The organism is Paenibacillus haidiansis (genome assembly GCF_036553665.1).
GTDB lineage: Bacteria > Bacillota > Bacilli > Paenibacillales > Paenibacillaceae > Fontibacillus > Fontibacillus haidiansis.
Genome location: NZ_JAZHPZ010000019.1, coordinates 35,692 through 60,988, shown reverse-complemented (window position 1 = coordinate 60,988; position 25,297 = coordinate 35,692). Strand labels below are relative to the sequence as shown.

Genomic DNA, 25,297 nt, shown 5'->3' with positions numbered 1-25,297 from the left:
CACCTCTTTTCCGCGGGCTATTCCTTGCCCTGCCGATATAGGTAATGACTGAACTGGAAAATACGTTCCAGCGATTTTTTGCGGATTTGCGGTTCGTCGAATTTCATCGGTTTGGCGTTCGCCTCGAAGAACCAGATTTTCCCTTCGGTGTCGATTCCGAGATCCATCGACATTTCCCCCAGCGTATGCCCGGAGCTTCGTTCAATCTGTTTCGCGATCAACAGCGCGCTTGATTTCAGGCGGTTGATCAGGAAGTTGGTCATTTCCTGGCCGAAGGTCGGATGCAGCATTTTCTCGGGATCTTCGACGCTGCCTCCCTGGGGCACATGGGTCGTGATTCGTTTGAGCCCGGCCAGCCGCGCTCCGACCCCGGTCACCATCCATACGCCTTTTCCGTTTTTCTGCACCAGTACCCGCAAATCGAAATTCCGGTCTTTGTAGGAAGCAAGCTTGATTCCCTGCTGCATAATATAAGGCACCTTGCCGGTTTCCGCCTTGATCCGTTTCCAGAGCAGGAGCGGCTTTCCGGTTCTGTAAACGATGTTTCTCCGCCGTTCCCCCTGGATTGTGAGCCGGTAAGGCTTGAGCTTATCCGCTTCGTATTGAAGCAGCATGATCCCTTTCCCCGCTTTCCCGCTCTCCGGCTTCAGATATAAACTGCCGTAGCGTTCAAGCATGGGCAGGAGGGTTTTGGAGGCTCTGAGCCGCTTTGTGGCGGGAACGAGCACTTTGGTCGTCCGGCTTCTTTTCAGCCAGTCAAACAGCGTCCATTTGTTGAAAAAATAAGGATTGAACAGCTGAATGCTGTCGTGGCGGATACATTCCTCGATTTTGCGGCGGACGGAAGGGGCTTTCTCGTCTTCCCGCTGCGGAATCCGGTTATAGATGATTTGAGGCAGCGGGAACCATTGCCGCTTCCACTGACTTTCTTCCGAACTGTAAACATAGCCGTGGACTTTCTTTGCCGAAAGTTTTAGATCTTTGGTCGTGACCACGTATACGGGAAAATCCAAATCCCTGCCGGCTTTGACGATATCCCGGAAATTCGCCCGGTTGCCGCGGAACAGCCTGAAATCGTCCGCCACGGTCAGCACGGCGACAACGGGCTTCTGATCGCCTATATGCTGGTTCATCAGCTTTCTCTCCTCCGGAATTTACTGAGATACAGGCAGTGCTCCAGAATGTGATCCACGGAAGCTCTGCCTTCCGCCCGGAGCGAAGGATGTTTGAAAATGGACCGGCCCGGTTTGGCGTTCGCTTCGAACATCCAGATTTTCTCGTCCTTGTCGATGCCGATGTCAAAGCCGATTTCGCCGATCAAATGCTGATGGTGGCTTTCGATCGCCTCGGCTAGCGTAATCGCCACATTCTTGGCGTTCCTGAGCACCTCGTCGGCTCTGCCGCCGAAGGCGCGCGAGAGCGCCTGCTCCGGGGGCAGCAGCGATCCGCCGTTTTTCAGATGGGTCGTAACGCTGCCTCTGCCCGCTTTCTTCGCGCCGATGCCGACGGCGACCCATTGGTTGCGCCCGTTCTTGTGCATATGAAAGCGGAAATCGATCGGGCAGCCGTCGATTTCGATCAGCCGGATCCCTTGCTGCGCCACGTAGCCGTTCAGCAACCGGCCGTGTCTGGCCTGAAGCGTCCGCATCAGAGAGGAGAAGGATCCGAAGCGGAGAAGGGCGTTCCTGCCGTTCTTGCGGTATCTCGCGTAGTATCCGCTCTTTGCAATCCGGGACAGCCGGTAAATCCCGTTGCCGAGGCTGCCGCTGTTCGGCTTGTAATAAATGAGTGAATGGCGCTCCAGCAGATCTCTGACCTGTTCCGGAGAGGGGCTCATGATCGACTCCGGGACGTACCGGCTCACGAGCGGATCTTTTTCAAGCATGCGGTAAATATCGGATTTGTTGAAAAAGCTCCAGTTGAAAAAAGGAATTTTTCGCCGGATGAACCGCTCGCGCAGCTGGGTGATCGGAGGGGTGACTTCCGCCCGGCGGCTTGGCAGCCTGTTATAAACGACATCGGGCAGCGGTACCCTTTTTCTTATGAAATTGCCGGCCTCGTTCAGAAAGTATCCGTTGACCGTTTCGTTCTCCCAATTGATATCCCGCGGGGTAAAAGCAAATATATAGGTTTGCTTGCTTCCTTGCCTAAGCAGCTGCTTGATAAATCCGGTCCGGGAGCCGAAGGGGTTGGAGGCGGAAGAGGTCGGACCGTCGGAGAGCACGCCGATCAGCGGGCCGATCTGCACTTCGCCTTCCGTAAGACTGCGCAAGAACACGCTCCCCGCATTCGGAATCTTTATTCCTTTCCGGATGCCGGAGGCAAGGTACAGATGCTTACCCGGTTTATTGATCGGCTTGATGGCGGCGGGGATGCGCTCTCCGCCGAACTTGAGGTTCACCGACTTTTTTCCCGACAGCTTCAAATTTTTCATCAAAGAGCCGGACACGTAGACGACCCTTTTGGGCTGCTGCGTGAAATGGACGTTGCAATAAGTCAAACTCATGAGATTTCCTCCTAAAAAAGTCTTCCGTGCCTCTTCAAGGTTTGCTCATCAGCAAATAGCGCGCGTAAGAAATCGGGTTATCGATCGATCTCCTGGCGCTTTTGCGGTCCCCAATCCGGGAAAACGAGGAGCGGCCGGGTTTGGAGTTAGCCTCCAGCACCCACACTTCTCCTTGCCGGTCCACGCCGAAGTCGATGCCGAGCTCCGCCAGACGGCCAAAGTGCGATTCCAAGGCTTCCGGAATCGCCAGAGCCAGCTTGCGGATCAGGGAGAGCGTATGTCGGGCCGCGGTTTCCCCAAGCTCCCTGGTCAGGAACGGCATCGCCTTGCGCGCGGTTCCCCCGCCATGCAGATTTGAGGTGAGCGCATACTTCTGTCCGACCCTGACCGCCATGCCGGTGAGCTCCCAGGCCCCGGTCTCGTTTTTCTGCATCAGGACACGGATATCGTATGGTTCACCCTGCTGGGTGCTGAGCGCAAGATAGGGCTGCATCAGAAACGGGCGGTCCCCGATAAATTTATCGATCCACTCCAGTCCCTCGGCCCGGGTAGGAAACCGGCGCCGCAGCACACTGTTGCGTCCGTCGCGGCCGATCAGCTTCATGCCGTCCTTATGGGCAGAAGTTTTGATGTACAGCGTCCGTTTGCCGTGAGTGCCGTTCTGCGGTTTCAGGAAGGCTTCGCCGTCGTGCTTCTCCAGCCAGGCCATAAGTTGGGCGGGGTCCTCGTAAGGTGTTGTCTCCGGCAAATGGGGGGAGATGTCCGGGAATTTGCGGAGCGCCTGATAAACCCGCCATTTGCCGCTCAGACCGCGGGCCAGATAAACGAACGGATGCGCCCGTGACAGCCGGTACAATGCTTCTTTCTTCCGCTGTTGGTTTCGGCGATCGTGAGTGAAGCAGCGGTCGTACACAATATCCGGAGGAGGAAACAGCTTGCGCTGCCATCCGCCGTTTTCGTAACAGAACCCGGAAATCGCTCCTCCTTCCGTCCGCAGAGCCGAAGGGCAGAAGACGTATACGGTCAATCCCTGCCGGCTGCCGCTTAGGCATAATTTGCGGCAAAATCCCGGCTCCGCAAAGGGCAAAGGTTCCCCGGTTTCGTTGACCATAATACCGATGATTCCGCGTGATTTACTCATATTGACTCTCCTCCTTAGAAACCGGACAAATAGCGGGAGTATTCAACCACTTGCTTGACGGAGGGGCGGATCTTTCCGGCTCCGATCGGGGTGTTGTCGTTCTTGGACGGCTTGGAGTTGACTTCCAACAGCCAAATCCGTCCGGATGAATCGAGCGCCAGATCGATGCCGAGCTCTCCGAAATGGGCCGGAATCCGGCCATCCACGCCCTCGGCGATTTCGAGCGCCGCCTTTCTGAGGCGCAGCGGGATTTTGGCTTTGACGCCCGCGGGAAGAGAGCTCCGGGATATCGCCTCCTTCACCGTGCTTAACGAACCGCCTCTGGCCAGATTGGAGACAAAATGCTGGCTGCCTGCCGTACGGGCGACGATCGAGGTGACATTCCATTTCCCGGTCCGGTTCTTCTGAACAAGCGCGCGAAAATCCACCGGCCTGCGGTTGATTTCAATCAGGGTCAGCCCTTGCTGAATCTGATACCGGGTCGTTTTCATCTTGCCGGATAGAGAGGAGAACAGCTTGGCGAGGCTGGGGTAAACTTGACGCTGTGTTCCTCCCACCTTGGCGGTGAGTGTCTGGTAATTGCCGCCCTCCATCTTGGAGATCCGGATGATGCCTTTTCCCAGGCTACCTCTAACCGGCTTCAGGAAGACGATGGGATATTTGGCGCACATCGTCTTTAGAGAAAGGAAACTTTTGAAATGATGGGATTCCGGTAAATACTTCGCTACTGCGGCATCGTTCCCAAGTGCATCGAACACTTCCGTCTTGTCGAGAAATTTTTCGTTGAAATAGTGGCTGCCGTACCGCGATTTTACTTCTTTCAAGAAATGCTGTACGCTAGGTTTGTTCTCCAGCTTCCGGGAGGTCAGCCGGTTGTAGAACACATCTGCGGCCGGGACCTGGATCTGCTTCCAGCCGTCGCCGTAAACCCAGGCCGACAAGGTGCTTGAATTTGAACCGATATGACTTGGCGTGAAGAAATAAACATACACCCCTTGGTGCTGGCAGGCGTTTACGAGCTCCCTGCAGAACAGGGTGATCGGTCCGAAAGGACGTTCCGGCGAACTCGGAATGTCACGGCTGATCAGCACGCCGACCAGCGGCCCCAATTGGAGGGTGGTCGAATGAGGGCGAAATGTAAGCCGCAGTATGGAGCGCGGCAGCAGGCCCATTTTTTGCGCAAGCTCTTGACTGATCCGAATCCCGTCGAATCTGGCCAGGGGGACGACCCGAATCGTTTGCCGGAACGAGCCGAAGGCGAGCTGCAGGGGGTAGTTTGCGGGAATTTTCCACTGTCTGATCAACTGTTCTCCGAGAACGATATCGTCGTTCTCCAGCAAATTCGGGCTCATGATTTGGACTTTTAATTTTTTGGAGGGCATGAAGCGGATCTCCTTCCAAGCTAGGCTTGATGTCTTGGATGCAAAATGGTCATCTGCATAAGCGCATGTAATGCATCATATGAGGACACGGAATCCTTGGTGATTAACCCATTCCCGTCTACTTGCGTCAGGGACGGGCCGACGAAAGACACGATGATTGTAAGGAGGGTATGCGAGGTGGCCGATTGGCTTTATATTGTAGTCAGCGTGGCGGTGGCCGCCTTTGTCGGCGGAGTAACGAATCATTTTGCAATCAAAATGCTGTTTCATCCCCGGAACCCGGTGTATATCGGAAAATTTCACGTTCCGTTTACGCCCGGGTTGATTCCGAAGCGTAGGGACGACATCGCGGAATCGCTCGGCAAGGTCGTGGCGGATTATCTGGTGACGACGGAAGGGTTGCAGGAATTGATGCTTCGCCCGGCCTTCCGGTCGCAAAGCGAGCAATATTTACAGAGCCTGCTGTCCCGTCTCGGCGAGAGCGATATAACATTGAAGCAAGCGCTGCAAAAGATATGGAAGCAGGAAGAATGGGATACGGCCCGGCGGCGTCTGGCCGACACCGGCAGAGCGGCGGCGGACCGGGGACTCCGTCTGCTATGGGACAGGCTAGACTTAGGGGAGCGGAAACTCGGCGAACTGATCCCGAGCTGGAACGGGGAAACCCGAAAGCGCTGGAGTCAAGCCGCCTCGGGAGCGGTACTGGAGGCCGTCGTCGAAGAGCTGTTGTCCGCGGAGGGGCAGCGGCTGCTGAAGAATATGGCTGAAGGGATGATGGATAAAGCGGGCGGTTTCCTCGGCACGATGGCCGCGATCTTCGTCGACGAGGACAAACTGGTCCGCAAGCTTACGCCGGCGCTGGTCCTGTCGCTGCAGGGCGAAGAAGCTCGCGGCAAAGTGGCCAAGGCGATCGAAGGCAGACTGGAAGTGTACGGGGAGAAGCCGCTAGCGGAGCTGTTTGCGTCGTTGACAGGCAGCGGCGCCGAGGAATGGCTGTCCGGCAAGGTGCGGGAGCTGCCGCTGGAGAAATGGCTGGAGTCCGCCGAGGGAATCAGAATCTCGGCGCTCGTAGCCCCGTGGCAGTCCCGGGTGGAAGCGGCGATCCCCGCGGTGGCCGAGCGGCTGCTCGGGCTGATCGTCAAGGGCGTTCCCGCGGCGATGAAGGCGATTGAGCTGCCGAAGCTGGTGCAGGAGCAGGTGCAGAAATTCCCGGTGGAACGTCTGGAAGAAGTGATCCTAAGCGTATCCGGCAAGGAATTTAGGGCCATCACCTGGCTGGGGGTTTTTCTCGGCGGGATCATCGGCTTGTTCCAGTCCGCATTCATGCTATGGGTCGGCTGATCGCCGGGCTTGATTGACTGCATGGTGGAAATGAAACTTAAATAATTTCGGAAACTGACTGGAGACTGACTTCGGAGACTCCGGATATAACTTCGAGAAATTAATATCAAAAACTAACTCAAAAATGATACTAATGGAGGCGGCAAACAATTGAACATTTACGATAAGGCCAACGAATTAGCCAAGGCGCTCAGAGAAAGTCAGGAAGTGGCGGATATTACCGCAGCGATGAAGCTGGTGGAGGCCGATCCGGAAAGCAAACGCATGCTGGACGATTTCCGGGTCCGCCAAAGCGGGATGCAGCAGGCGATGATGAACGGCGAAATGCCTGCGCAGGAAGAGATGGAGAAGATGGAGAAGTTGTTCGATACGCTGAGCCTGAACCTGAATATCCGCCGTCTGTTCGAAGCCGAACAGCGCCTGAGCGTGATCATCCAGGACATCAACAAGATCATTACGGACAGCCTGCAGGATTTGTACGGGCAAAACTAGTCTCATATTTTTCCGGCCGCCTTCATAGAGTAGAGATATAGATTTGAAGACGAAGGAGCTGCCGAAAATATGAAGACGGTTAAGAAAAAGAGTAAACTCAAGCATGTCGTGTATCTCATTTTGGCTTTGGCTATGCTGGTGTATGCGCTGCCGATGATTTCCTTTGAACCGGGCGGGGGCTGGGTATCCGCCTTCGGCGCGGTTTGGGCCGCGTTCGCTTTCCTCGTCATCGGCGCCCACTTGCATTTCATCCTCGGCGTGAACGAAGAGAAACAGCGGGCGCTCGACGCCGTCCGCCGCGCGAAGCTGCGGGATCTGCAAATGAAGTGGGCGGCGGAGGGCGGCAAGCAAGAACAAAGCTTGTAAGAGAAGCTTGTTCATGTGCTTTATGAAAATAACGCCTTTTTAGGGCGTTATTTTTATATTTTGGCCGAATTCTACGGAAATATCGCCCTTTCGGGGCTCTATTTCAGCAGTGCGGCCTATTTAGACCGGATATTCACCGCATTTTTTGAAAATAAGGGCCTTTATGGCCCTTATTTTCGTCTAAAACGCGGTCTTCCATATAATAGCGTCCCAAAAGGACGCTATTTCATACATGAACCATGCGGTGTTTGTTTAAAAACGGTATCTGGAGCCTTCGGGTTTGAAATTCTCCCCAAATGCGTCGAATCTAAAGTGACCCCAGTCATAAAACGGTCCTGCAAATCGGGATATGATAACCGATGAAAAGCGCATCAAGGAGGTTGCTTTAAGGGTGGTCAAATCAATAGCTGTCGTCGGCGGAGGAATTTCCGGTTTAAGCGCGGCGTTTTATGCGCGGAAATTGTGCCGTGAACGGGGACTTGAGGCAAAACTTACAATCATTGAACAGGATCATAGACTGGGCGGGAAAATCCGGACCTTGCACCGAGACGGTTTTACGATCGAGCAGGGGCCGGATTCGTTTCTTGCCCGCAAGCAGGCCGCCCTGGATTTAGCGAGAGATCTCGGGCTCGAGGATCAGCTGACAGGCACGAATCCCGCAGCCAAGACCAACTATATTTTGCATCGGAACAAACTTCATACGATGCCGCCGGGACTTATGCTGGGCATCCCGACGCAGATGTGGCCGATGGTCAAGACGGGGCTGTTATCCCCGCTGGGAAAAGCCCGGGCCGCGTTGGACCTTGTCCTTCCCGCCAAACGGGGCAACGAGGACGAGTCGCTCGGCGGATTCATTCAGCGCCGTTTGGGCAAGGAAGTGCTGGAGCATATGACGGAGCCGCTGCTGGCGGGCATTTATGCCGGTGATACGGCCCAGCTAAGCCTGAAAGCGACTTTTCCGCAATTTATGGAAATGGAGCGGAAACACCGCAGTCTCATTTTGGGCCTGCTTGCAAGCAAGAAGCCGTCTCCCCTGGCTTCCGCTTCTGCCCAAGTCCAAGCTCCGGTCCAAGCCCAGGTCCAGGCACAAGCTCAGGCTCACGCTCAAGCGGCTGCCGCTGCACTTCCCGGACCCGCACGGACAAGCATGTTTTTGACTTTCAAGGGAGGGCTAAGTGTCCTGGTCGACGCTTTGGTCAAATCGCTGGAAACGGAGAGCGTGATTACCGGAGCTGGCGTTTGTTCCATAATGAATAAAGGGGACGGCTATGAACTGATTCTAAGCGACGGCGAGCTAATGACGGCGGACGCGGTCGTGATCGCGGCTCCGGCCTTCGCGGCGGCCCAAATGCTGGCGAACGTTCCGGAGGCCGGGTATTTGGAACGGATCCAGTATGTGTCGGTAGCCAATGCGGCGCTCGCGTTCCGGCGGGAGGATGTTCCAAGGGAGCTGAACGGCTCCGGCTTTTTGATCCCCCGCAGCGAAGGGCGCCGGATGACCGCCGTCACCTGGACCTCTTCCAAGTGGCTGCATACGGCGCCGGACGGAAGCGTGCTGCTGCGGGCTTACATCGGCCGCCTGGGAGACCAGCGGTGGACCGCGATGCGGCCGGAAGAGATTATAGCGGGAGTTTCGGATGAACTCCGCGATCTGATGGGCATCACCGCGAAGCCGATCTTCGCCGAACTGGCGAGGCTGCCGGAGTCGATGCCCCAGTATCCGGTCGGCCATCCGGACGAGCTCGCCAAGCTGCGGGCGAAGCTGGACAAAACGATGCCGAGAGTTCTGCTTTGCGGCGGAGGATACGACGGGGTGGGCATCCCCGATTGCATCCGCCAGGGACGGGCGGCCGCGGAACAATTAGTGACTTCGATTGCCGGGAGATGATAAAAATGATGCCTGATTTGAGTATGGAACGGGATTATAATCAAAATCCGTTTATCGTGATTTGGGAAGTGACGCGCGCTTGCGCGCTGAAATGTTTGCACTGCCGGGCGGAGGCCCAGTATCATCCGGACCCGCGCCAGCTGACGCTGGAGGAAGGCAAGAAGCTGATCGACGATATCGCGGAACTGGATCATCCGCTGTTCGTCTTTACCGGCGGCGATCCGCTGATGCGGCCCGATCTGTTCGAACTCGCCCGCTATGCCATTCATGAGAAAGGACTGCCGGTCTCGATGACGCCGAGCGCCACGCCGAGGGTTACTTTCTCCGCGGTGCAGAAGGCCAAGGAAGTGGGCCTGTCCCGCTGGGCGTTCAGCCTGGACGGCTCCACGGCGGAAATTCACGACCATTTCCGCGGTACGCCGGGCTCTTACCGGATGACGATGCAAGGGATTAATTATTTGCAGGAGCTGGAAATTCCGATTCAAATCAACACGACCGTGTCCCGGTACAATTTGGACGATCTGCCGCGGATCGCGGAGCTGGTCAAGGAGATGGGCGCCGTCCTGTGGAGCGTCTTTTTCCTCGTCCCTACGGGAAGAGGCATGGTGAGCGACATGATATCGGCGGAAGAGCACGAACGCGTGATGGAATGGCTGGCCCGTCTGCAGCGGGAGATGCCTTACGGAGTCAAGGCGACGGAAGCCCCTCATTACCGGCGGGTTTTCCTGCAGCAGAAGAAGCTGGAGGCCGCGGAGAGCGCGGCGCCGACGCCGGTCAAGCGCAAGGACCTCCTGGGCCGTTCGCCCAAAGGAGTGAATGACGGGGACGGATTCGTCTTCATCAGTCATGTCGGCGATGTGTATCCCAGCGGTTTTCTCCCCGTAAAATGCGGGAATGTCAGAGCATCTTCGCTGGCGGATATTTATAGAAATTCTCCGATATTGCAGGAGCTGCGCGATAAATCGCTGCTGAAAGGCAAATGCGGGGCATGCGAATTCAAGCAGCTTTGCGGCGGTTCCCGGGCAAGAGCTTACGCGGTAACCGGCGATTACCTGGAGAGCGACCCGTACTGCGCCTACATACCGAAGGCGCTGAGAGAATAACGGATGCGAATAACCTCATTAAGTGCCGATTTAATAGGGCGGCGTTAATGAGGTTATTTTTGATTTTCACCGGTTATTTTTTGAATGGCGCACGCACCGTTTTTCCGATATCCGCAATGACCGTCTTAATGTCTTTGGTGAGCGTTTTGACGGGTTTGGCTCCGTTCATCTTGGTATTCAATTTCTTGATCTTGGCATGCAGCTTTTGGTCGCTGGTCACATGGACCGCGTATTGGGGATAATTGACCTTGATTTGGTGGCGGACATTCTCTTCGACAATCGTGGGATTGGAGCCCTTGGTGTCCAGTCCGACCACGATGTCATTATTGTGAACGATCACCGTCGCCTTTTGCACACCGTTCGTTTTGGTGACCTTGTCCGAAATTTGCATCGGCAGCGGCTTACGCTTAATGGGAGGTGTGCTGTACAAATGCGAAGTCTGTTTCCCGCTTTGTTTGGCGCCCGGGGACTTGGCCTGATTCGCTTTAGGTTGCTTCGCTTGCGATTTTTGGGATTTGGCCTTGTTCGCCTTTGTACTTTTCGATTGCACGTTTTGTGTTTTGGACGATTTCGCCGAACGGTTTGCCGTTTGATTCGTATTGCATGCCGTGAGCGAAAAAACCAAGGCGGTCAGCAGGACGAATATGATAAACCGGAAAAAGTTTTTGGAATTCATAATGCAAAAAACCTCCTTTTTGCGTTATTTTGCTTGAATCCCAAAAAGTTATTCTGCTGCCCCGTTTCATAATTCATCCAAATCTCCAATAAAAAAGGCCTGTGCTTAAGCGGAGCGCCGCTTAAGACACAAGCCTTTATAACAGTTATTGATTTTTCGGCACAAATGTTACTTTCCAGTGATCGTCCGCAAGCTGTTCGCAAGCTGCACGATATCCCTTGCCTTCAAGCAGAGGAATCAGCGGCGCCGGTTTCATGATCGCGTGCAATACAAAGGTTTCACCCGGCTGCAACCGGTCAAACGTCTCCATGATAATGCTGAAAGGCTCCTCGCCGGCCCTAAGCTGCGGACGTACGTCGAGCTCCACGATCCCATCCGCGGAACGGTTCTCCGTAGCCATTATTCATTCACCTCCTGTCCGCCATACTCCATCGTCAGCGTGTTGGCCAGACGGGCCACGCCGCTAAGACCTTTCATCCCGCCGTACAGCGTATAGAAGAACGAGTCGGGAGCATCCAAAGAAAAGGATAAATATTGCTTCGGATCGATCCCCAGCATCTTCTCAAATAGCATCGCCGTATCATAGGCATAGAAGCAGAAGTAAGTATATTGAAATTCCGGCATCTTTTCGGCGATCGTCAAAATTTCAGCGGCGTATCGCTCCAGATTGCTTTCCGCCTCCGCAATCATGTTTAATGCGTCTTCCAGATCGACGGAGATTTTGATTGTTTTCTCATCAACCACCGTGACGGTTGCCATGGGCAACTACCCCCTGCCCGTTAGTTTTTGCCGATTTTGACTTGGAATGTTGTAGGACCTTGCTCGATATATTCCCAAGTGAACTGTCCCGGATGCATGGCCTCAAATTGGAAGCGCAGCGGTACGGGATCATGATCGTTTACCAGCAGCATCGCTTCTCCCGGCTGCAAGGCGCTGTATGCCGCAAAAATCGTTTTATGTTTTAATTGCGGCGGATATTCCGTAGCATTGATCGTTGTTTTGAAGTCCTGGCTCATACTAAAGCCCTCCTGTTATTAAAAATTTAAGTTTTCGCGATCATTATATCAATGCAGGAAACCAAGATTGTGATACTAGTCACAAAATAAAAGGACTGATGGAATCAGGGTTCCCGGCTTCGTGAATCCGTCAATGTTGAAGTGATGGCCGTCACAGGAAAGGGTTGTTTTCGCTTCCCTTGTGTACACTCTCAAGATATTTGACAAATAGTAAGTGACAAAAAAAGAACCGGGAAAACACGGGAAACGCCGATACTATAAGGGATTAGACGAGATAATATTAGAAAAACTATGACAGTAATCTTGAGAAGAAAAAAACGGTCACGTACTTTCGAATTTTGAAAGAAAAAAAGCGCGAAACCCTTTCGGGATAAGGGATTCGCGCTTTTTTTGAGTCCAGTTCACATTAGACCAGAATATGTATGACTCAAAAAATGTCGCCGCGTTATAACGGGGCGTTAGTCATTGTTAAATTCATTAACGCGAAGATTACCTAGTTCAAAGAAACCTAAATAAATCAAGGACTTTCGGTGATTTAGCTCTTTATATTATTGCGTTATAAAAAATACAAACCACTAATTTAAAGTGGATTTTCTTTATCCAAGCAAAGTGACATTTTAACAATTCACACAAAAAAGTGTCCCATTGCAGTTGTGACGCGGGTTTTCGGACTTTTATTAAATAAAAATTAGCATTGTTTCAATGGGACAAGGAACTGCACATTATTTCGAATAAATAGAGGCTAAGTAAGAGTCAAAAAACGCGACTTTATAGTTGGTCAATTCTTCAATTTGTACAGACTGGCAAATTGTGCGGAATTGCTTTATTTGCGCGGGTTCACAACTATCTTTTGTTAATGATTAAGGTAAGAGCAATTCTTCAGCATAAGATAGGAAAACCTATCATTGCATACAAAAAAATTAGGCGGACTCACTTTTTGCTGCGCCTTCTTCTCGTCTTTCTGTATTCATCGAGGAAGAAGACTTCTGCGTGACCGATGTTTGACGTATATCCTCACGCGCCATCAGTATCCCCATTATCATTCCTTCAATCTTCACTTGTTCCTTTTCGGTCAATTGATGAAATTTTGCTAAAAGTTCCAGATCAGCAGGAGAAATTGAATCGCCACTTGCAGTTTGAGTCGTAGGCTGAACAACATGTTCGGATATCTGATATTCTTTTCCTGTCACAAGCCAATCTATTGAAACAGAGAGCGCTTTGCTGATGAGCAATAAATTTGCAACAGAGGGAGCGTATTTGTCATTTTCAAGATCGCTCATATTTCCAGTGGATATGCCAGTCAATTTATTTATGTCTTTTAGCGTAAGCTTCAGTTCTTTTCGTTTGCCTTTTATCCTTTCACCAATTGTGCCCATATGAATTGATCCTCCCAGGGAAATTCGGATTTCAGTGTAAATATCTGATTTCAGAATTAAATTTATTGACAAGTTCGGATATCCGAAATAAAATAATGATAGATAGGAAACCTTATCAAGATATTACCACACATCATGATCTAACAACAGGTTTAAGGCAACCTGATCCTTGAAAACTGAATATTTACTTCTGATTGGAATTCTATGTGGAGAGGAGGATTTATGTGGCCAGATCCTTGCATGAGCAGCATGAGCTTGTAACGGGAATTGCTCAGAAAATTCTTGGGGATATTCAGATGAATGCTCCAGATGCGGAATTAATCGTATCTACTGCACACGAAGCAGCAATGGAATCTTTTATTGAGTTTTTGGAGGAACGCGAAAAATTACTGATTTCCGAACTGAGGAAAGTCACGCTTGAAATTAGTGCAAAAATTGCTGCAACAAGACAATTAAGAAATGAAGCGTCACGTGAAACTGGTAAACAAATCGCATTTAGAATGGTAGCAGCAGACAACCAGAAAGGAAGTGCAAACAATGAAACGTGATTTAACGCCTACCGGGGTGATCATAAAGAAAAGGTTAATCGAAACTGGAAAAACCCAATATCAGCTTGCAGCAGAGGTTGGAACTAGTAGCAATTACCTTTACCTCATTATGATCGGAGAACGGTCAGGGAGAAGTTATATTGGCAAAATTGCGGAGGCATTAGGGATTGAATCTAAGAACTTTAATGAATCAGTGTCAGCATGAAGTATTCAGAGGAGAAACTACACAGCGTTTCGAGAGAAGATGAGAAAGAGCGTCCCACCCACCACAGGCAGACGCTCTCCCGAGACAAGGAATATAAATTTCTCCTCCATTTTACCATGGATTTGCATTGAATGGAAAGGAGGTAAAGGCTTTGGATTTAATGTACATCACGATTGATGAAGCTGCTGGGTATGAAGGAGTTAGTTATGAAACAATCAAGAAAAAAATTCAACGTAATCCCAAAGCTTTTATCACAAAACATGAAGCCTCTCCATCTGGAGGAAAAGATCGCGTATTAATTTCAATATCGTCGCTTAGTAAAAAAGCTCGGTTGGCATATAAGAAATCTACCCAGATCAAAGGTGGAGATATCCTAATAGAAGAACGCGCAAAAAATGAGGAAATTCCTTGGTACGTAGAATGTGATCTAAACGCCTATCTGACAAAGAATAGCAAGCAATACTATGAAGCCGTTGAATTGGCGAATCACATCCGAGAGTTCCTGAATTATGCCGATGCTGATCGTACCAAGTTTTCAGAGGTTTTCGCCGCAAAGCTTGGTATTAGCCAAAGAACCTTATACCGACATGCTGAAAGTTATCTGGAAGCAAGTGCATGGGCTTTGAAAATGAGGAAGCAAGACGGAAATGATTATGAATTTTTCAAGGTGCTTGCGCTTTGCCGGAAACCTAAACAAAAATTCACTTTTCCTTCGCTCTCCCCTGAGTGTAAAGCCTTTATTGAGAACCTTTGGTTTGATCAAGACTTTGCAGCGAATAACGGCACGATCGACATGGTATATAGCAGGCTGATGAAAGTCGCCTCGGCCAATGGCTGGGATTACCCGAGTTACCCTACCGTCGCACGCTACATAGGTTACTTGATGGATGAACTGCGCGGAGGTAATGCCCGGTTCCTGGCTGCACGTGGCCTGCGGGAATATAAAAATCATGTCATGGTCAAAGCGTCGAGAAACACCAAAGCCCTGCCGGTTATGGGGCTGGTTCAGGGTGATGCTCATACATTAGACGTTTGGGTTAAGTACACACACCCGAACGGAAAAGTCACAGCGATTCGTCCGAAGCTCGTTGCTTGGATGGATACTCGGAGCCGCTGCATCGTCGGTGATGTGATCTGTCTGAATCCTAACGCTCAGATTCTGAAACAATCCTTGTTGAATATGATGTACGCCGGTGAAGTTGGCGGCGTGCCGGAATGGCTGCTGATCGACAACGGAAAAGACTACACCGCTGAGACAATGACCGGTCGCAAACGGAATGAACGTGTGAGCTTCGATTCTGAAACAAAGGGCTTCTATCGCTCAATCGGTATCCAGGATGACATCCGCAGCTTGCCATATCAGCCCTGGTCAAAGGGTCAGATCGAACGCTTCTTTGGAACGATGATCAGCAAGTTTGAGAAATGGCTCGTAAGTTATACTGGCACGCTAACCGGCTCAAAGACGGCAGCTAAAGTGAACAAGGATATCGACAAGATGCTGGAGCGCGATGAGCTGATCTCTATGGAAGAACTCTATGAGCTATGGAAGGAATGGCGAGATAACGAGTACCATCGTTCCATGCATAGCGGTTTGAAGCGTCAGGGTGAAAAATGGCAGACGCCGATTGAGGTCTTCCAGAATGCCGAGGAACGATATATCAAACCAGCGCCGCCGAAGTCCTACGCTACTGTCCTGATGATGAAGGCTGAGCGCGTACGGGTTTACAACGTAGGAATCCGGAAGTTTGGATACGAATACCGAGCTGATGAATTGACGGATTACATCGGTGACAAAGTGGATATCAAATGGGATGCCAATGATGTTACTAGGCTTTATGTCTATACCAAGGATGGTCAGAAAATCTGTGAAGCAGTCAGCCAGGATCTCCTGCTGATCGCCCCGAAGGTGCAGCAAAAGGCGCTAGAAGATCATATGCGAATGCAGAAAAACCAAATCAAGCGCGACACGGCGAAAGGCGATTATTTCCGAACGCCGCTTGAGCAGCGCGTGAACGAATATAACAATGCCCCTGGAGAAGTCGCCGGATTCATGGTTAAGAATGATTCCCCGAGCCCATCGAAAGTGGTCTCTCTTCCATCAGACCAGCAATTCAAGGAAGAGGTTAAATCAAGAAAAGGCAAGCGCGGAGCTGAAGTTGAGTTGTATTCAGAGAAGGCAGAGCAAGCGCTCGCCGTACTTCGCAAATTAGCTAATTAATGGAGGGATTAAATATGACGGCTGTTGCTGAACTTTACACCATTAATAAAAGTTTGGTTGTAAAAGTCCGTGAATACATGGATCAAACGGGAACCACGATTACGGAAATTGCGCGGGAGATCGGATTCTCCCGTCCCGCCGTATCCCAATTTCTAAGCGGCAATTACAAGGCCGAGAACAGTGACATCGAAGAAAAGATATCCGCATACCTGGCCGCTAAGACGGGAGAGATCGAATTGACCGCTACTAGGGAAAGCTCTCTCCCGGCTAAGCCAGGATTTTTTGAAAGCCGGGATTCAATCAATATTCTTGGCGTCTGCCAATCTGCCCAGGAGTATCTTGGGCTTGGGATTATTGTCGGTAAATCCGGATTTGGTAAGACGCATACTCTGAAGTATTACGCCAAGATGCCGCGCGTTGCTTATGTCGAGTGCGATGATACGATGGGCCAGCGCGACCTTGTCAAGGCGATTGAGCGAGCGCTCGGTATTCCTACCGGATATGGGTCTATCTGGGAGCGTGTCAACGGCATCCGGGAATTCTTTAATGTCAATCGGGGTTATCTGCTGATCGTCGATGAAGCGGACAAGCTGGTCAGCAAGTACACCCAAAAGAAAATGGAGATCCTGCGGGGAATTTTCGATCAAGCCGATGTCGGTCTGGTTATCGCCGGGGAACCCAAACTGGAGGGCTTAATTAAAGGTTATCTCTCCCGCTTTGCGAACCGGGTCGATTTCTACGCCACGCTCCGGGGTCTGTCCAATCAGGAAGTGATGAAATACTTGGCAAACTTTAACCTTGATGACGAGGCAATGCAAGAAATGATAGCCCGTGCTACGAATGCCCAAACCGGTTGTTTCCGGCTGCTTGATCGCACGCTGAACAACATTATGCGCTTATCATCCGCTGGATCGGCCATATCATCAGAAATGATCGCCAAGGCCAGTAACATGATGATGCTTTAGGAGGTTACATTATGAGAACCTTCTCGAACCCAACCGATCCGATTATTCGCCTCTTTGCTCTATTGAACTGTGTCAGGCTGCCGGTCAAAGTGAGAGCGGCAGCCGTGGTTTCTGGGCTCAGTGACTCCGAAGTTCGCCGGGCTCTGGCCTATTCACCTGATTACGTAGTGAATGGCGAGCATATTTCAGTCAAAGAACCTTACGAAGCTGTCCTGGAGAGATTAGAGAAAGAGCTATCAGAAGCGATTTCTGCCTCTGATGCCGATTGGTTATACCGTGAAAAAGGCTGCGTCTTCCGCTTTGAAGCGGGTCAGCTTATCAATACATTTATCGAATCAAAGGAGGAATTTGCATGACAAGAGTAAGAATGCCGGACGCACCGGCACTCAAAAGCTGGGATGATGTAGACCTGACGCTAAAGGAGATCGGCGAATGTCAGCTCGCCGTCGAGCGTATCGAGGCGGAAATGAACGCCAAAATTTCGGATATCAAGCTTTCTGCCGAAATGGAAGCAAAGCCGCACAAGGAACGTATCAAGCTGCTGGAACTTCAAATGAAGGAGTTTATCGATGAAAACCGCGATGACTTAGGTAACCGGAAAACGAAAGAAATCAACTTCGGTCGCGCGGGCTACCGCAAGAGTACAAAGATTGGGCTTCCTCGGGCGGCGGCCAAACTGGCGGAAGTTATCCGGCGGATTAAAGAGTTTGGAATGACAGATTGTATTGTTCAACCGCCGGAGAAAATCGACAAGGATAACCTGAAGAAGTATCCGGAAAGCGACATCTTAAAGGTTGGCGCAACACTCACCATTGATGACATTTTTTGGTATGAAGTAGATCGCGAAAAGCTGGCCGATCTGTGAGGTGCCGTTCATGGATAAGATCACCTATCCGCAAATTAAGAAGATTTATGGTCTCTCCAGACAAGCCGGTTTAAATGATGAAGAGCTGCATGACCTGGTCTATTCCGTGACCAGGTCAGACAGCATTAAGTCTCTGAGCAAAAATCAAGGGATTAAGGTTATTGATCGTCTCACTTCCCTAGTAAAAGGCCATCCTCCAACAAGAGCTACACCAAATCAAATCTGGCAAATCAATAAGCTTGCCGAAGAAATGGGCTGGACGAATGATCCCCGTAGGCTGAGACATTTTCTTGAAAATCAACAACATGTAAGCCATCCGAGCTACTTAACGCCGGAAGCCGCCAGCAAAACGATTGAGGCGCTGAAGAATATAAAGCGTCGGGCCACAAGCAGGGGGTCAGTCTAATGATTGCTTATGATTTAAAAATCTGGCCGGACCACTTTGAAGCCGTTACTTCCCCCGATCCCCTGAAACGTAAGACGGTAGAAATCAGACAAGAGGATGACAAAACGTATAGTGCGGGCGATGTATTGCGGCTGCAAGAATGGAATCCCGAAGAATGGAAATATACTGGCAGATCCGCAGTCGTTGTCGTGACGCATATTTTGCGCGGATCTCCCTATCTACCGGAAGGATTCGCAGCTTTATCTATCCGATGGATTCAAGGGAGGGGGTGTTAAGTATGGAAAACCCTCTGCTAGAGCGTTACAGCGACCTGCAAATAAAAGTGATTAACGATTATTGGGATACCATTCGCTGGACAAGGTCAACCGGCAAAGTGTCTGAAGGCATTAAAAGCAAGGAACTTGAGTTTTGGAGTAAGTATCCCGCTAAAACTGTCATCCAGGCGCTTCGGACTCATATCGATAAGTACCCTAACATCAAAGAGCATTACACCCGTGGTATTATCCGGAATTTGAGTAAAGGTCAGTCCCAGGCTCCAGCCCCATCATCGAACAATCGTTATCAAAAACCGGTTCTGCCGATTGTCCAAAGTCAAGGTGAACCAACTGTTACCGATGAAGAGTTTGCCGAATTAATGAAAATGGCTCAGCAAATGCAGGACAACAAGCGGAAATAATTATCAAAATGAATGACAAAGGAGGCGTCGAAGAAGATGTCGCTATCGAATGAAGAAGAACCCATATTCGATCCTAAAAAATTTCAATGGACGGATCGCTTGGGCTGTATTAATGCACTTGCCTCAGAATGTGCTGATAATGGAAATAAATTTGATTTGGCGGTAAGAACAATCGATTTACGGAGCTATTGCTTCAACGCAAATAAAATGACCGTGAAGCAACGGACTGCTCTCAAACGGGAAGTTTCCAAAAGGGTTAAGGATATTCAAATCATGCGGGAATCGGCAGAGGTTGGAGATATTGTTCTTGTTTCAAAAATGGTTCCTAACCCGCTATTAGGAGGGTATTTGCGGGAAGGTTCAAAGCCGGTGGAAGCCGTGGTTGTGTCAAAAATACGGTTATCGTCTTCATTTCGATATCAAGTGAAGCGCCTTGCTGATCAAGTTAATCAGGAAGGAAACGGCCATATGATCAAAGGAATTATTCGTAAAGCCTCAGAAAGTGCATCATAATGGCAAGATCAAAACCTAGCTCTGTTCCTATTCCATTCGCGACTCCACCCGATCCCAACCGCAGCTTTGTAGTCTTTCCGAAGATTTTAACGGCGGGTACAGTAGCAGTGAGTCTGGAAAGTATCCTTCATCAGGTTAGAAAGCAACCGGCTGACCGCCAGATCATTGAAGTCACCATAGACCCTACCCTTAGATTTGAAATCAAGTATGAAAAGAATGAATGTGAGGTGTCACAATGAGCGAGTTTCACTATCCTATCCGAAGCCGTGAGGCTGAAAGTCGCGCCATTGGTGCGGGAGCCGTCGATGAGTATTTGCTCACCCCGGAAGAGCTGAAGCATTTTAACAGTAATCTTCCGGAACCAGATCGGATTCAGTCAAAGGCATCCAAGCCATTTTCTTTACAACGCAAAACATCGAGCCCCCCTTCTTTGCAGCAGCCAGAACCGGCTTCAGGAGTTAAGCGGCGGTCAAAATATGAACATGTAACCAAAGACATCGTGCTAAAAGAGTTTAAAAAGGGGATGACAATCACCCAGATCGAAGAAAAATACGGAATGTCAAAGAACTTTTTATATGGTCGTCTTCGTTCCTGGGGAATTCGAAGTCCTAAATCACCTCAGTTCAGCAAGGCGGAAAACAACAAGGCCACCCCGGCTATATCCGATGATCGCAGGCCTTTAGATATCCGTATTGATAATATTACGGTTGAAGTAGTCATGGAATTGCGTAGAGCTATGGGAAAGTTTTCTCCATTAGCTTCGGCTCATGAGGGATATGCCGTACTTAAAGAAGAAGTAGACGAGGCTTGGGAGGCTATAAAAGCTAATGACCTTATTAAAGCAAGAATGGAAATGACCCAGGTCGCAGCAATGGCGATACGGTTTTTACATGATTTACCCCAGCAGAATAATCCTAGTGAAGAGGAGAATGAAAATGAACAAAGGAATTGACTGTGCCGTTCCAATCACAGCGGCAAATGCAAAAAAAATGGCGGCGGCTGGATATACTTTTGCTGCCCGCTACCTGGTACCGGAGCGTTTAGCCTGGAAACGGTTGACTAGAACCGAAGCGGAAAGGCTGACGGCAGCCGGGATGAAAGTGATCTCGGTGTTCGAAACGACAGCTTCCCGGCCTGCGGGAGGTGCGGCAGCCGGACAGGTTGACGGTGCCGAGGCCTTTAAAGAGGCGAAGCTAATAAATCAGCCAGTAGGAAGCGTAATCTACTTTGCCGTAGATTATGATGCTCAAGCAAAAGACTTTGATAAGATTGAGGCCTACCTCAAAGCTGCTGCTTCCCAGATCCCAGGTTATAAGATCGGCGTTTATGGATCGTATAAAGTCATTGAAGCAATGGCGCAGCGTAAAGCCGCATCAGCTTTCTGGCAGACGTATGCCTGGTCAAGTGGGAAGAAAAGCGCGAAGGCTAATGTTTTTCAATATAAAAATGGGCAGTCTCTGGCAGGTATGACTGTTGATTTTAACGAATCCTACGGAGGTGAGGGCTGGTGGGATACGTCCGAAGAGGACAAGCCGATGACTCCAGAGATCGAGTGCAAAGTTTCATCTTCTGACGCTGAGAAGATCATCCGATTCCTATCTGCCGCATGGTTTGTTCCGCAAAAAGAGTACGCAGGAGAATTTAACCGACTGGCGGATGAACTACGCCGGGGAACCGATATCCAACCTACCGACGCCGAAAAGATCATCCGCTTTCTATCCGCTGGTTGGCATGTCGTCCAAGACTTCAAAGATGCCCGCGACGAGTTCAACCGTTTAGCGAATCAAGTCCGCTTAGCTGCTGGACAAAAGGCCGGATGATTGCCAAATGAAATGACCCTGATATAATGGGAGGTGATTATTCCGTGGACGAATGGGTAAACGATTTGGATATCGAAATGATTCCGGATGCTTATCGCGAATTTGCGGAACTCATCGGCGTTATAGGATTTTACAAATTGGCTCAAGCCTTCGGAGGCAGTACAATTTATATCCCAAAGGCGGATACTATATTGAGGCCTGCACGGGATCATCATATCAAACAAGAGTTTAACGGATATAATCACGCTGAACTTGCTAGAAAATACGATCTGACAGAAAAGTGGATACGCGAAATTTGCGGTCCCGGGCACCATAAGGATCAGATGACGATCTTCGACTTCATAGACGAAACCCCTTAAAAATCACAGAAGCGCTTCCTCAATACCCTCAAATAAAAGAAAGCTAAGATACCAGTATAGGCAATTGCCTGTACTGGTTTTTTTATTTTTTCTGACAAGGAGGAATACGATGCAAAACTCCATCCAAGACATACTGACAAACTTTGCGCTCGGCGTACTTACTTTGCTTTGTGCCTACGCCATGTATTACATCAAGCGGGCTATCGCGAAGGTGAAACTTGAAGCGCAGAAGATCGACAATGAGGAGCAGCGCTCGCTTATACTAACTGCCCTCTCCCGGCTCGATGATGTAGCAACCAAAACGGTCAGGTCCATTGAGCAGACGACGGCAAAGGAAATCCGTGAGGCAGTCAAGGCCGGGCTAACTAGCCGAGATCAGCTCTTCCAGCTTTCCCGCCAAGCCTTCGACCAGATTTATGACCAACTGGAGCCGGAGTATCTGGCGGTTCTGGCCTCGACTTTGGGCGACATGGACAACTACATCAAAAACACAATTGAGTCCAAGGTATTGGAGCTAAAAGGAGCAGTCTGATGGATTATTCATGGATCATACAAACGGTCACAATGCTCGGGATCGGGGCTATCGGCTTCTTCCTTAAAGCAACGCTCTCCGAAGTTAAGACCCAAATCAAGGAGAACGCCGAACGGGTGGATGCGCTGGAAGAGAAGCTGGAGAATCTGAAGTCTGACCTCCCCTTTATCTACACCACCCGAGAAGATTTTATTCGCACAATGAACAACGTGGATACGAAATTGGAGAAGATCCATGACGTGCTGCTGAAAGGAGGCAATAAGCATGGTACAGGATGAACAAGAATATCGCGGCGCTCAGCATAACAAGGCGGTCCGGGGGTACATCTTGCGATCCCTCGTAAAAGGGCATAACAACTCCTTGCTATGTCGGCAGCTCGTTAATGTCATGGTCAATGATGGCGTCATCGTCAGCCCGGATATTTCGAAACACCTGGATTACTTGATCGGCAAAGGCTACATCGAATTTACCGATAATCGGATCAACTCTTATACCGCATACGCAAATGATGCCGTTATCCGGCTGACTGTCACGGGGATCGATTTGCTGGAAGGCTCCACCCCATCTGACCCGGGAGTGATGCTCTAATGGGAAAGCGTAGAACCAGATGCCTTATCGATGATTTGCCGCTGCACATTAAGGATCAGGTCGATGCCATGCTGGCAGATACCCGGATCACTTATTGGGAAATTGTCGAATATCTGGACAGTCAAGGCTATGCGATAAGTAAATCGGCAGTCGGGCGCTATGCTCTACGGCTGGATAAATCGACTCAGCGGCTACTGGAAGCCCAAGAACAGACCCGCGCCCTGGTCGAATTGATCAAGAAAAATCCGGATGCGGATTATACCGAGGGTGCCATGCAGATCATGGCCGGTGAGCTGACCCGCAAGATGGCGCAGGCCCAGGAAGAATGGGACGAGATGGATCTCGATAAAGCCGGTCGGCTGATGGTCGCCCTATCCCGCAGCAAGGTCTACAAGGACAAAGTCCGCCAGGACATGCAAAAGAAAATCGACCTTGCCTTCTCCGGAATGGAATCCGACATCATGGCGGCGATCAAGTCGGACGCTGCTCTGGCCGCCCAACTCAAAGAGGTCTTACAAAAAGCCAAGGAAAAGATGATGGCCGATGATTAAACTGGACGACTACATCCGTCAACTGGAGGAGGACGACGAAGCCAAGGAACAGATCCAAGACCTTGTCTACCAGCGGGATCTCTTCGAGCGATATGTTTGCCGGAACAATGAACACGGCGATTACCGCAAATCCCTTTGGCAGGCTTACCTGGAAGGTGATGAGCTGACCGGGGCGAACGGGCTTCGGAAAAGGCTCGGTGCGGTTGACCTGGAATACTTTGGCCGGGCTTATCTCCCCCATTACTTTATTCGGGAGTCGCCAAAATTTCATGGTGAGCTGGATCGGATCTGGACGCAAGGCGTCATGAAAGGTCTGAACCCAATCATTGATAAGAAAAAGATCTCCCGGGAAAAAGGATGCAAACGTGGTACGGCTGCTCCCCGGGGTCATGCGAAATCTACAAACTTTACGTTTAAAGATACGCTCCATGCCGTGGTCTACGAATATAAGCATTACCCCATTATCCTGTCGGATAGCAGCGACCAGGCCGAAGGTTTCCTCACTGACATCAAGACCGAACTGGAGGACAATACAGCGATTATTGAGGACTTCGGCAGCCTGAAGGGCAAGGTTTGGAAAGGCAGCGTCCTGTTGACATCTACGGATATCAAGGTTGAAGCGATCGGCAGCGGGAAGAAGATTCGCGGCCGTAGACATCGAAACTGGCGTCCGGATCTCCTCGTCCTGGACGACATCGAAAATGACGAGAACGTCAATACGCCGGAACAACGTAAGAAGCTGGAGAACTGGTTCTATAAAGCAGTTTCCAAGGCTGGGGACACGTACACGGATATTGTATATATCGGAACGATCCTGCATTATGATTCCCTGCTGTCCAAAGTGCTTAAAAACCCATCCTATAAATGTGTGACATATCGCGGGGTAATCGGCTTCTCAACTGAGGAAAGCCTCTGGGACGCTTGGGCGTTGCTCTATTGCGATCTGGACAATCCGGCACGTGAGGAAGATGCTCTGGCTTTTTTTGAAGAAAACCGGGAAGCCATGCTGGCCGGAACGGAAGTTCTCTGGGAGGAAAAACTCTCCTACTACGATCTGATGGTTATCAAGCTGTCCGAAGGTGACGCTTCTTTTAACTCGGAGATCCAGAACGATCCGATTGACCCGGACAGTTGTACGTTTAACGAGGAATGGTTCGACTTCTACGACGATGATCCGACAATCGACTTTTCCGATCCCAGATACATCATCGTAGCTGCGAATGACCCGTCGCTTGGCAAAAACAAAAAATCAGACACTAGCTCAATCATTGCCATCGCCAAGGATACCAAAACCGGTTACATGTACGTGGCCGAGGCTTCGATCGAGAAGCGACATCCGGATGTCATCATCGATGATGCGATCGAGATGTCGAAACGAAATAAACGGGATCTAAAGAAACCTTTCTATAAGTTCGGCGTGGAGACCGTACAGTTTCAGCACTACTTCAAAGATGTACTCGTTAAAAAGTCCGCTGAAGCTGGTGAGTATTTACCCATCGAGGAAATCACTAGCACCCAGAATAAATTCATGCGTATTGAAAGCTTGCAGCCGCTGATCAAGAACCGGTATCTGAAGTTTTCCCGGAAACACAAAACACTGCTTCAGCAGCTCAAAGAGTTTCCAATGGGCCGGAATGACGACGGCCCCGATGGTTTAGAAATGGCCGTCCGTCTGGCACTCAGCATCAAGACGACCAACAAAGTTGATTACAAATCTGTGATCGGCCGTGCGCTGAAGTTCCGGCGAGGCGCTTATTAAAGGGG

At 50.4% G+C, this 25,297-nt stretch carries 32 protein-coding genes; 23 read left to right on the top strand and 9 right to left on the bottom strand.

From position 1 onward, the window contains the following. Window positions 1-17: 17 nt before the first annotated feature. Genes V3851_RS23920 through V3851_RS23905 form a run of 4 tightly spaced genes read right to left on the bottom strand, consistent with a single transcriptional unit; the run spans window position 18 to window position 5,029 of the window. Window positions 18-1,133: a YheC/YheD family endospore coat-associated protein gene (locus tag V3851_RS23920; protein ID WP_331848970.1), complete on the bottom strand. Its 1,116-nt coding sequence runs from the start codon at window positions 1,131-1,133 to the stop codon at window positions 18-20. Further along, window positions 1,133-2,506 carry a YheC/YheD family endospore coat-associated protein gene (locus V3851_RS23915; protein ID WP_331848969.1) on the bottom strand — a complete coding sequence of 458 codons (1,374 nt, stop codon included), beginning with the start codon at window positions 2,504-2,506 and terminating at the stop codon, window positions 1,133-1,135. The genes V3851_RS23920 and V3851_RS23915 overlap by 1 nt, the downstream gene beginning before the upstream one ends. A 34-nt stretch (window positions 2,507-2,540) precedes the next feature. Then, on the bottom strand, window positions 2,541-3,647 hold the full coding sequence (locus V3851_RS23910; protein WP_331848968.1) for a YheC/YheD family endospore coat-associated protein: 1,107 nt from the start codon (window positions 3,645-3,647) through the stop codon (window positions 2,541-2,543). A gap of 14 nt (window positions 3,648-3,661) precedes the next feature. Then, complete coding sequence (locus tag V3851_RS23905) at window positions 3,662-5,029, bottom strand: YheC/YheD family endospore coat-associated protein (RefSeq protein ID WP_331848967.1); 1,368 nt, start codon at window positions 5,027-5,029, stop codon at window positions 3,662-3,664. A 177-nt stretch (window positions 5,030-5,206) separates the two neighbouring features. Here V3851_RS23905 and V3851_RS23900 point away from each other — a divergent pair, with 177 nt between their 5' ends. From V3851_RS23900 to V3851_RS23880, 5 genes are all read left to right on the top strand, one after another. Next, entirely contained in the window at window positions 5,207-6,370 is a 1,164-nt protein-coding gene (locus tag V3851_RS23900; protein ID WP_331848966.1) for a DUF445 family protein, read from the top strand. A 150-nt stretch (window positions 6,371-6,520) separates the two neighbouring features. Beyond that, window positions 6,521-6,862, top strand: a complete 342-nt coding sequence (locus V3851_RS23895; protein ID WP_331848965.1) for a YlbF/YmcA family competence regulator — start codon at window positions 6,521-6,523, stop codon at window positions 6,860-6,862. Between the two features lie 69 nt (window positions 6,863-6,931). Beyond that, on the top strand, window positions 6,932-7,228 hold the full coding sequence (locus tag V3851_RS23890; protein WP_331848964.1) for a hypothetical protein: 297 nt from the start codon (window positions 6,932-6,934) through the stop codon (window positions 7,226-7,228). 391 nt (window positions 7,229-7,619) lie between these two features. Then, window positions 7,620-9,116, top strand: coding sequence for a protoporphyrinogen oxidase (gene hemG / locus V3851_RS23885; protein WP_331848963.1), 1,497 nt, complete (start codon window positions 7,620-7,622; stop codon window positions 9,114-9,116). An 8-nt stretch (window positions 9,117-9,124) separates the two neighbouring features. Continuing rightward, window positions 9,125-10,219: a TIGR04053 family radical SAM/SPASM domain-containing protein gene (locus V3851_RS23880; RefSeq protein WP_414859352.1), complete on the top strand. Its 1,095-nt coding sequence runs from the start codon at window positions 9,125-9,127 to the stop codon at window positions 10,217-10,219. A gap of 73 nt (window positions 10,220-10,292) precedes the next feature. On the opposite strand, the gene V3851_RS23875 is transcribed toward V3851_RS23880, so the two are convergent. From V3851_RS23875 to V3851_RS23855, 5 genes are all read right to left on the bottom strand, one after another. Next, a complete protein-coding gene (locus V3851_RS23875) occupies window positions 10,293-10,895 on the bottom strand; it encodes a YhcN/YlaJ family sporulation lipoprotein (RefSeq protein ID WP_331848961.1) in 603 nt (200 codons plus the stop codon). A 145-nt stretch (window positions 10,896-11,040) separates the two neighbouring features. Further along, window positions 11,041-11,295, bottom strand: coding sequence for a DUF2249 domain-containing protein (locus tag V3851_RS23870; RefSeq protein WP_331848960.1), 255 nt, complete (start codon window positions 11,293-11,295; stop codon window positions 11,041-11,043). Continuing rightward, window positions 11,295-11,654 carry a hypothetical protein gene (locus V3851_RS23865; protein ID WP_331848959.1) on the bottom strand — a complete coding sequence of 120 codons (360 nt, stop codon included), beginning with the start codon at window positions 11,652-11,654 and terminating at the stop codon, window positions 11,295-11,297. Before V3851_RS23865 ends, V3851_RS23870 begins: the two co-directional genes overlap by 1 nt. 20 nt (window positions 11,655-11,674) lie before the next feature. Then, window positions 11,675-11,911: a DUF2249 domain-containing protein gene (locus V3851_RS23860; RefSeq protein WP_331848958.1), complete on the bottom strand. Its 237-nt coding sequence runs from the start codon at window positions 11,909-11,911 to the stop codon at window positions 11,675-11,677. Between the two features lie 920 nt (window positions 11,912-12,831). After that, the gene (locus V3851_RS23855; RefSeq protein ID WP_331848513.1) at window positions 12,832-13,287 is read right to left on the bottom strand and encodes a helix-turn-helix domain-containing protein; all 456 of its coding nucleotides are present in this window, start codon (window positions 13,285-13,287) and stop codon (window positions 12,832-12,834) included. Between the two features lie 224 nt (window positions 13,288-13,511). Here V3851_RS23855 and V3851_RS23850 point away from each other — a divergent pair, with 224 nt between their 5' ends. From V3851_RS23850 to terL, 18 genes are all read left to right on the top strand, one after another. Then, window positions 13,512-13,835: a hypothetical protein gene (locus V3851_RS23850; RefSeq protein WP_331848514.1), complete on the top strand. Its 324-nt coding sequence runs from the start codon at window positions 13,512-13,514 to the stop codon at window positions 13,833-13,835. Then, complete coding sequence (locus tag V3851_RS23845; protein WP_331848515.1) at window positions 13,825-14,040, top strand: helix-turn-helix domain-containing protein; 216 nt, start codon at window positions 13,825-13,827, stop codon at window positions 14,038-14,040. The genes V3851_RS23850 and V3851_RS23845 overlap by 11 nt, the downstream gene beginning before the upstream one ends. Window positions 14,041-14,200: 160 nt before the next feature. Beyond that, window positions 14,201-16,258: a Mu transposase C-terminal domain-containing protein gene (locus V3851_RS23840; protein WP_331848613.1), complete on the top strand. Its 2,058-nt coding sequence runs from the start codon at window positions 14,201-14,203 to the stop codon at window positions 16,256-16,258. Between the two features lie 14 nt (window positions 16,259-16,272). Then, window positions 16,273-17,223: an AAA family ATPase gene (locus tag V3851_RS23835; RefSeq protein WP_331848516.1), complete on the top strand. Its 951-nt coding sequence runs from the start codon at window positions 16,273-16,275 to the stop codon at window positions 17,221-17,223. Window positions 17,224-17,234: 11 nt separating this feature from the next. Then, a complete protein-coding gene (locus V3851_RS23830) occupies window positions 17,235-17,579 on the top strand; it encodes a hypothetical protein (protein ID WP_331848517.1) in 345 nt (114 codons plus the stop codon). Further along, the gene (locus tag V3851_RS23825) at window positions 17,576-18,088 is read left to right on the top strand and encodes a host-nuclease inhibitor Gam family protein (protein ID WP_331848518.1); all 513 of its coding nucleotides are present in this window, start codon (window positions 17,576-17,578) and stop codon (window positions 18,086-18,088) included. The genes V3851_RS23830 and V3851_RS23825 overlap by 4 nt, the downstream gene beginning before the upstream one ends. 10 nt (window positions 18,089-18,098) lie before the next feature. After that, entirely contained in the window at window positions 18,099-18,494 is a 396-nt protein-coding gene (locus V3851_RS23820; protein WP_331848519.1) for a phage protein GemA/Gp16 family protein, read from the top strand. Beyond that, on the top strand, window positions 18,494-18,769 hold the full coding sequence (locus V3851_RS23815; protein WP_331848520.1) for a DUF3850 domain-containing protein: 276 nt from the start codon (window positions 18,494-18,496) through the stop codon (window positions 18,767-18,769). Before V3851_RS23820 ends, V3851_RS23815 begins: the two co-directional genes overlap by 1 nt. Before the next feature lie 2 nt (window positions 18,770-18,771). Next, entirely contained in the window at window positions 18,772-19,170 is a 399-nt protein-coding gene (locus tag V3851_RS23810; RefSeq protein WP_331848521.1) for a hypothetical protein, read from the top strand. Window positions 19,171-19,206: 36 nt separating this feature from the next. Further along, entirely contained in the window at window positions 19,207-19,683 is a 477-nt protein-coding gene (locus tag V3851_RS23805) for a hypothetical protein (RefSeq protein ID WP_331848522.1), read from the top strand. A 235-nt stretch (window positions 19,684-19,918) separates the two neighbouring features. Continuing rightward, the gene (locus V3851_RS23800; RefSeq protein ID WP_331848523.1) at window positions 19,919-20,635 is read left to right on the top strand and encodes a hypothetical protein; all 717 of its coding nucleotides are present in this window, start codon (window positions 19,919-19,921) and stop codon (window positions 20,633-20,635) included. Continuing rightward, window positions 20,613-21,503 (top strand): DUF1906 domain-containing protein, encoded by an 891-nt coding sequence (locus V3851_RS23795; protein ID WP_331848524.1) that lies wholly within the window; start codon window positions 20,613-20,615, stop codon window positions 21,501-21,503. Before V3851_RS23800 ends, V3851_RS23795 begins: the two co-directional genes overlap by 23 nt. A gap of 44 nt (window positions 21,504-21,547) precedes the next feature. Continuing rightward, the gene (locus V3851_RS23790) at window positions 21,548-21,862 is read left to right on the top strand and encodes a Mor transcription activator family protein (protein WP_331848525.1); all 315 of its coding nucleotides are present in this window, start codon (window positions 21,548-21,550) and stop codon (window positions 21,860-21,862) included. Window positions 21,863-21,971: 109 nt separating this feature from the next. Further along, window positions 21,972-22,394, top strand: a complete 423-nt coding sequence (locus V3851_RS23785; protein ID WP_331848526.1) for a guanylate kinase — start codon at window positions 21,972-21,974, stop codon at window positions 22,392-22,394. Next, a complete protein-coding gene (locus V3851_RS23780; RefSeq protein ID WP_331848527.1) occupies window positions 22,394-22,672 on the top strand; it encodes a hypothetical protein in 279 nt (92 codons plus the stop codon). Before V3851_RS23785 ends, V3851_RS23780 begins: the two co-directional genes overlap by 1 nt. Next, on the top strand, window positions 22,659-22,982 hold the full coding sequence (locus tag V3851_RS23775) for a hypothetical protein (protein WP_331848528.1): 324 nt from the start codon (window positions 22,659-22,661) through the stop codon (window positions 22,980-22,982). The genes V3851_RS23780 and V3851_RS23775 overlap by 14 nt, the downstream gene beginning before the upstream one ends. Then, entirely contained in the window at window positions 22,982-23,533 is a 552-nt protein-coding gene (locus V3851_RS23770; protein ID WP_331848529.1) for a phage protein Gp27 family protein, read from the top strand. Before V3851_RS23775 ends, V3851_RS23770 begins: the two co-directional genes overlap by 1 nt. Beyond that, entirely contained in the window at window positions 23,526-25,292 is a 1,767-nt protein-coding gene (gene terL, locus V3851_RS23765) for a phage terminase large subunit (RefSeq protein ID WP_331848530.1), read from the top strand. Before V3851_RS23770 ends, terL begins: the two co-directional genes overlap by 8 nt. Window positions 25,293-25,297: the final 5 nt, after the last annotated feature.

What these genes read in the sequence shown, in the direction of transcription:
- V3851_RS23920 (WP_331848970.1), bottom strand. Translation starts at nt 1,133, where the DNA reads ATGAACCAGCATATAGGCGATCAGAAGCCCGTTGTCGCCGTGCTGACC.
- V3851_RS23915 (WP_331848969.1), bottom strand. Translation starts at nt 2,506, where the DNA reads ATGAGTTTGACTTATTGCAACGTCCATTTCACGCAGCAGCCCAAAAGG.
- V3851_RS23910 (WP_331848968.1), bottom strand. Translation starts at nt 3,647, where the DNA reads ATGAGTAAATCACGCGGAATCATCGGTATTATGGTCAACGAAACCGGG.
- V3851_RS23905 (WP_331848967.1), bottom strand. Translation starts at nt 5,029, where the DNA reads ATGCCCTCCAAAAAATTAAAAGTCCAAATCATGAGCCCGAATTTGCTG.
- V3851_RS23890 (WP_331848964.1), top strand. Translation starts at nt 6,932, where the DNA reads ATGAAGACGGTTAAGAAAAAGAGTAAACTCAAGCATGTCGTGTATCTC.
- V3851_RS23880 (WP_414859352.1), top strand. Translation starts at nt 9,125, where the DNA reads ATGCCTGATTTGAGTATGGAACGGGATTATAATCAAAATCCGTTTATC.
- V3851_RS23875 (WP_331848961.1), bottom strand. Translation starts at nt 10,895, where the DNA reads ATGAATTCCAAAAACTTTTTCCGGTTTATCATATTCGTCCTGCTGACC.
- V3851_RS23870 (WP_331848960.1), bottom strand. Translation starts at nt 11,295, where the DNA reads ATGGCTACGGAGAACCGTTCCGCGGATGGGATCGTGGAGCTCGACGTA.
- V3851_RS23865 (WP_331848959.1), bottom strand. Translation starts at nt 11,654, where the DNA reads ATGGCAACCGTCACGGTGGTTGATGAGAAAACAATCAAAATCTCCGTC.
- V3851_RS23860 (WP_331848958.1), bottom strand. Translation starts at nt 11,911, where the DNA reads ATGAGCCAGGACTTCAAAACAACGATCAATGCTACGGAATATCCGCCG.
- V3851_RS23855 (WP_331848513.1), bottom strand. Translation starts at nt 13,287, where the DNA reads ATGGGCACAATTGGTGAAAGGATAAAAGGCAAACGAAAAGAACTGAAG.
- V3851_RS23845 (WP_331848515.1), top strand. Translation starts at nt 13,825, where the DNA reads ATGAAACGTGATTTAACGCCTACCGGGGTGATCATAAAGAAAAGGTTA.
- V3851_RS23840 (WP_331848613.1), top strand. Translation starts at nt 14,201, where the DNA reads ATGTACATCACGATTGATGAAGCTGCTGGGTATGAAGGAGTTAGTTAT.
- V3851_RS23835 (WP_331848516.1), top strand. Translation starts at nt 16,273, where the DNA reads ATGACGGCTGTTGCTGAACTTTACACCATTAATAAAAGTTTGGTTGTA.
- V3851_RS23830 (WP_331848517.1), top strand. Translation starts at nt 17,235, where the DNA reads ATGAGAACCTTCTCGAACCCAACCGATCCGATTATTCGCCTCTTTGCT.
- V3851_RS23825 (WP_331848518.1), top strand. Translation starts at nt 17,576, where the DNA reads ATGACAAGAGTAAGAATGCCGGACGCACCGGCACTCAAAAGCTGGGAT.
- V3851_RS23820 (WP_331848519.1), top strand. Translation starts at nt 18,099, where the DNA reads ATGGATAAGATCACCTATCCGCAAATTAAGAAGATTTATGGTCTCTCC.
- V3851_RS23815 (WP_331848520.1), top strand. Translation starts at nt 18,494, where the DNA reads ATGATTGCTTATGATTTAAAAATCTGGCCGGACCACTTTGAAGCCGTT.
- V3851_RS23810 (WP_331848521.1), top strand. Translation starts at nt 18,772, where the DNA reads ATGGAAAACCCTCTGCTAGAGCGTTACAGCGACCTGCAAATAAAAGTG.
- V3851_RS23805 (WP_331848522.1), top strand. Translation starts at nt 19,207, where the DNA reads ATGTCGCTATCGAATGAAGAAGAACCCATATTCGATCCTAAAAAATTT.
- V3851_RS23800 (WP_331848523.1), top strand. Translation starts at nt 19,919, where the DNA reads ATGAGCGAGTTTCACTATCCTATCCGAAGCCGTGAGGCTGAAAGTCGC.
- V3851_RS23795 (WP_331848524.1), top strand. Translation starts at nt 20,613, where the DNA reads ATGAAAATGAACAAAGGAATTGACTGTGCCGTTCCAATCACAGCGGCA.
- V3851_RS23785 (WP_331848526.1), top strand. Translation starts at nt 21,972, where the DNA reads ATGCAAAACTCCATCCAAGACATACTGACAAACTTTGCGCTCGGCGTA.
- V3851_RS23780 (WP_331848527.1), top strand. Translation starts at nt 22,394, where the DNA reads ATGGATTATTCATGGATCATACAAACGGTCACAATGCTCGGGATCGGG.
- V3851_RS23775 (WP_331848528.1), top strand. Translation starts at nt 22,659, where the DNA reads ATGGTACAGGATGAACAAGAATATCGCGGCGCTCAGCATAACAAGGCG.
- V3851_RS23770 (WP_331848529.1), top strand. Translation starts at nt 22,982, where the DNA reads ATGGGAAAGCGTAGAACCAGATGCCTTATCGATGATTTGCCGCTGCAC.
- terL (WP_331848530.1), top strand. Translation starts at nt 23,526, where the DNA reads ATGATTAAACTGGACGACTACATCCGTCAACTGGAGGAGGACGACGAA.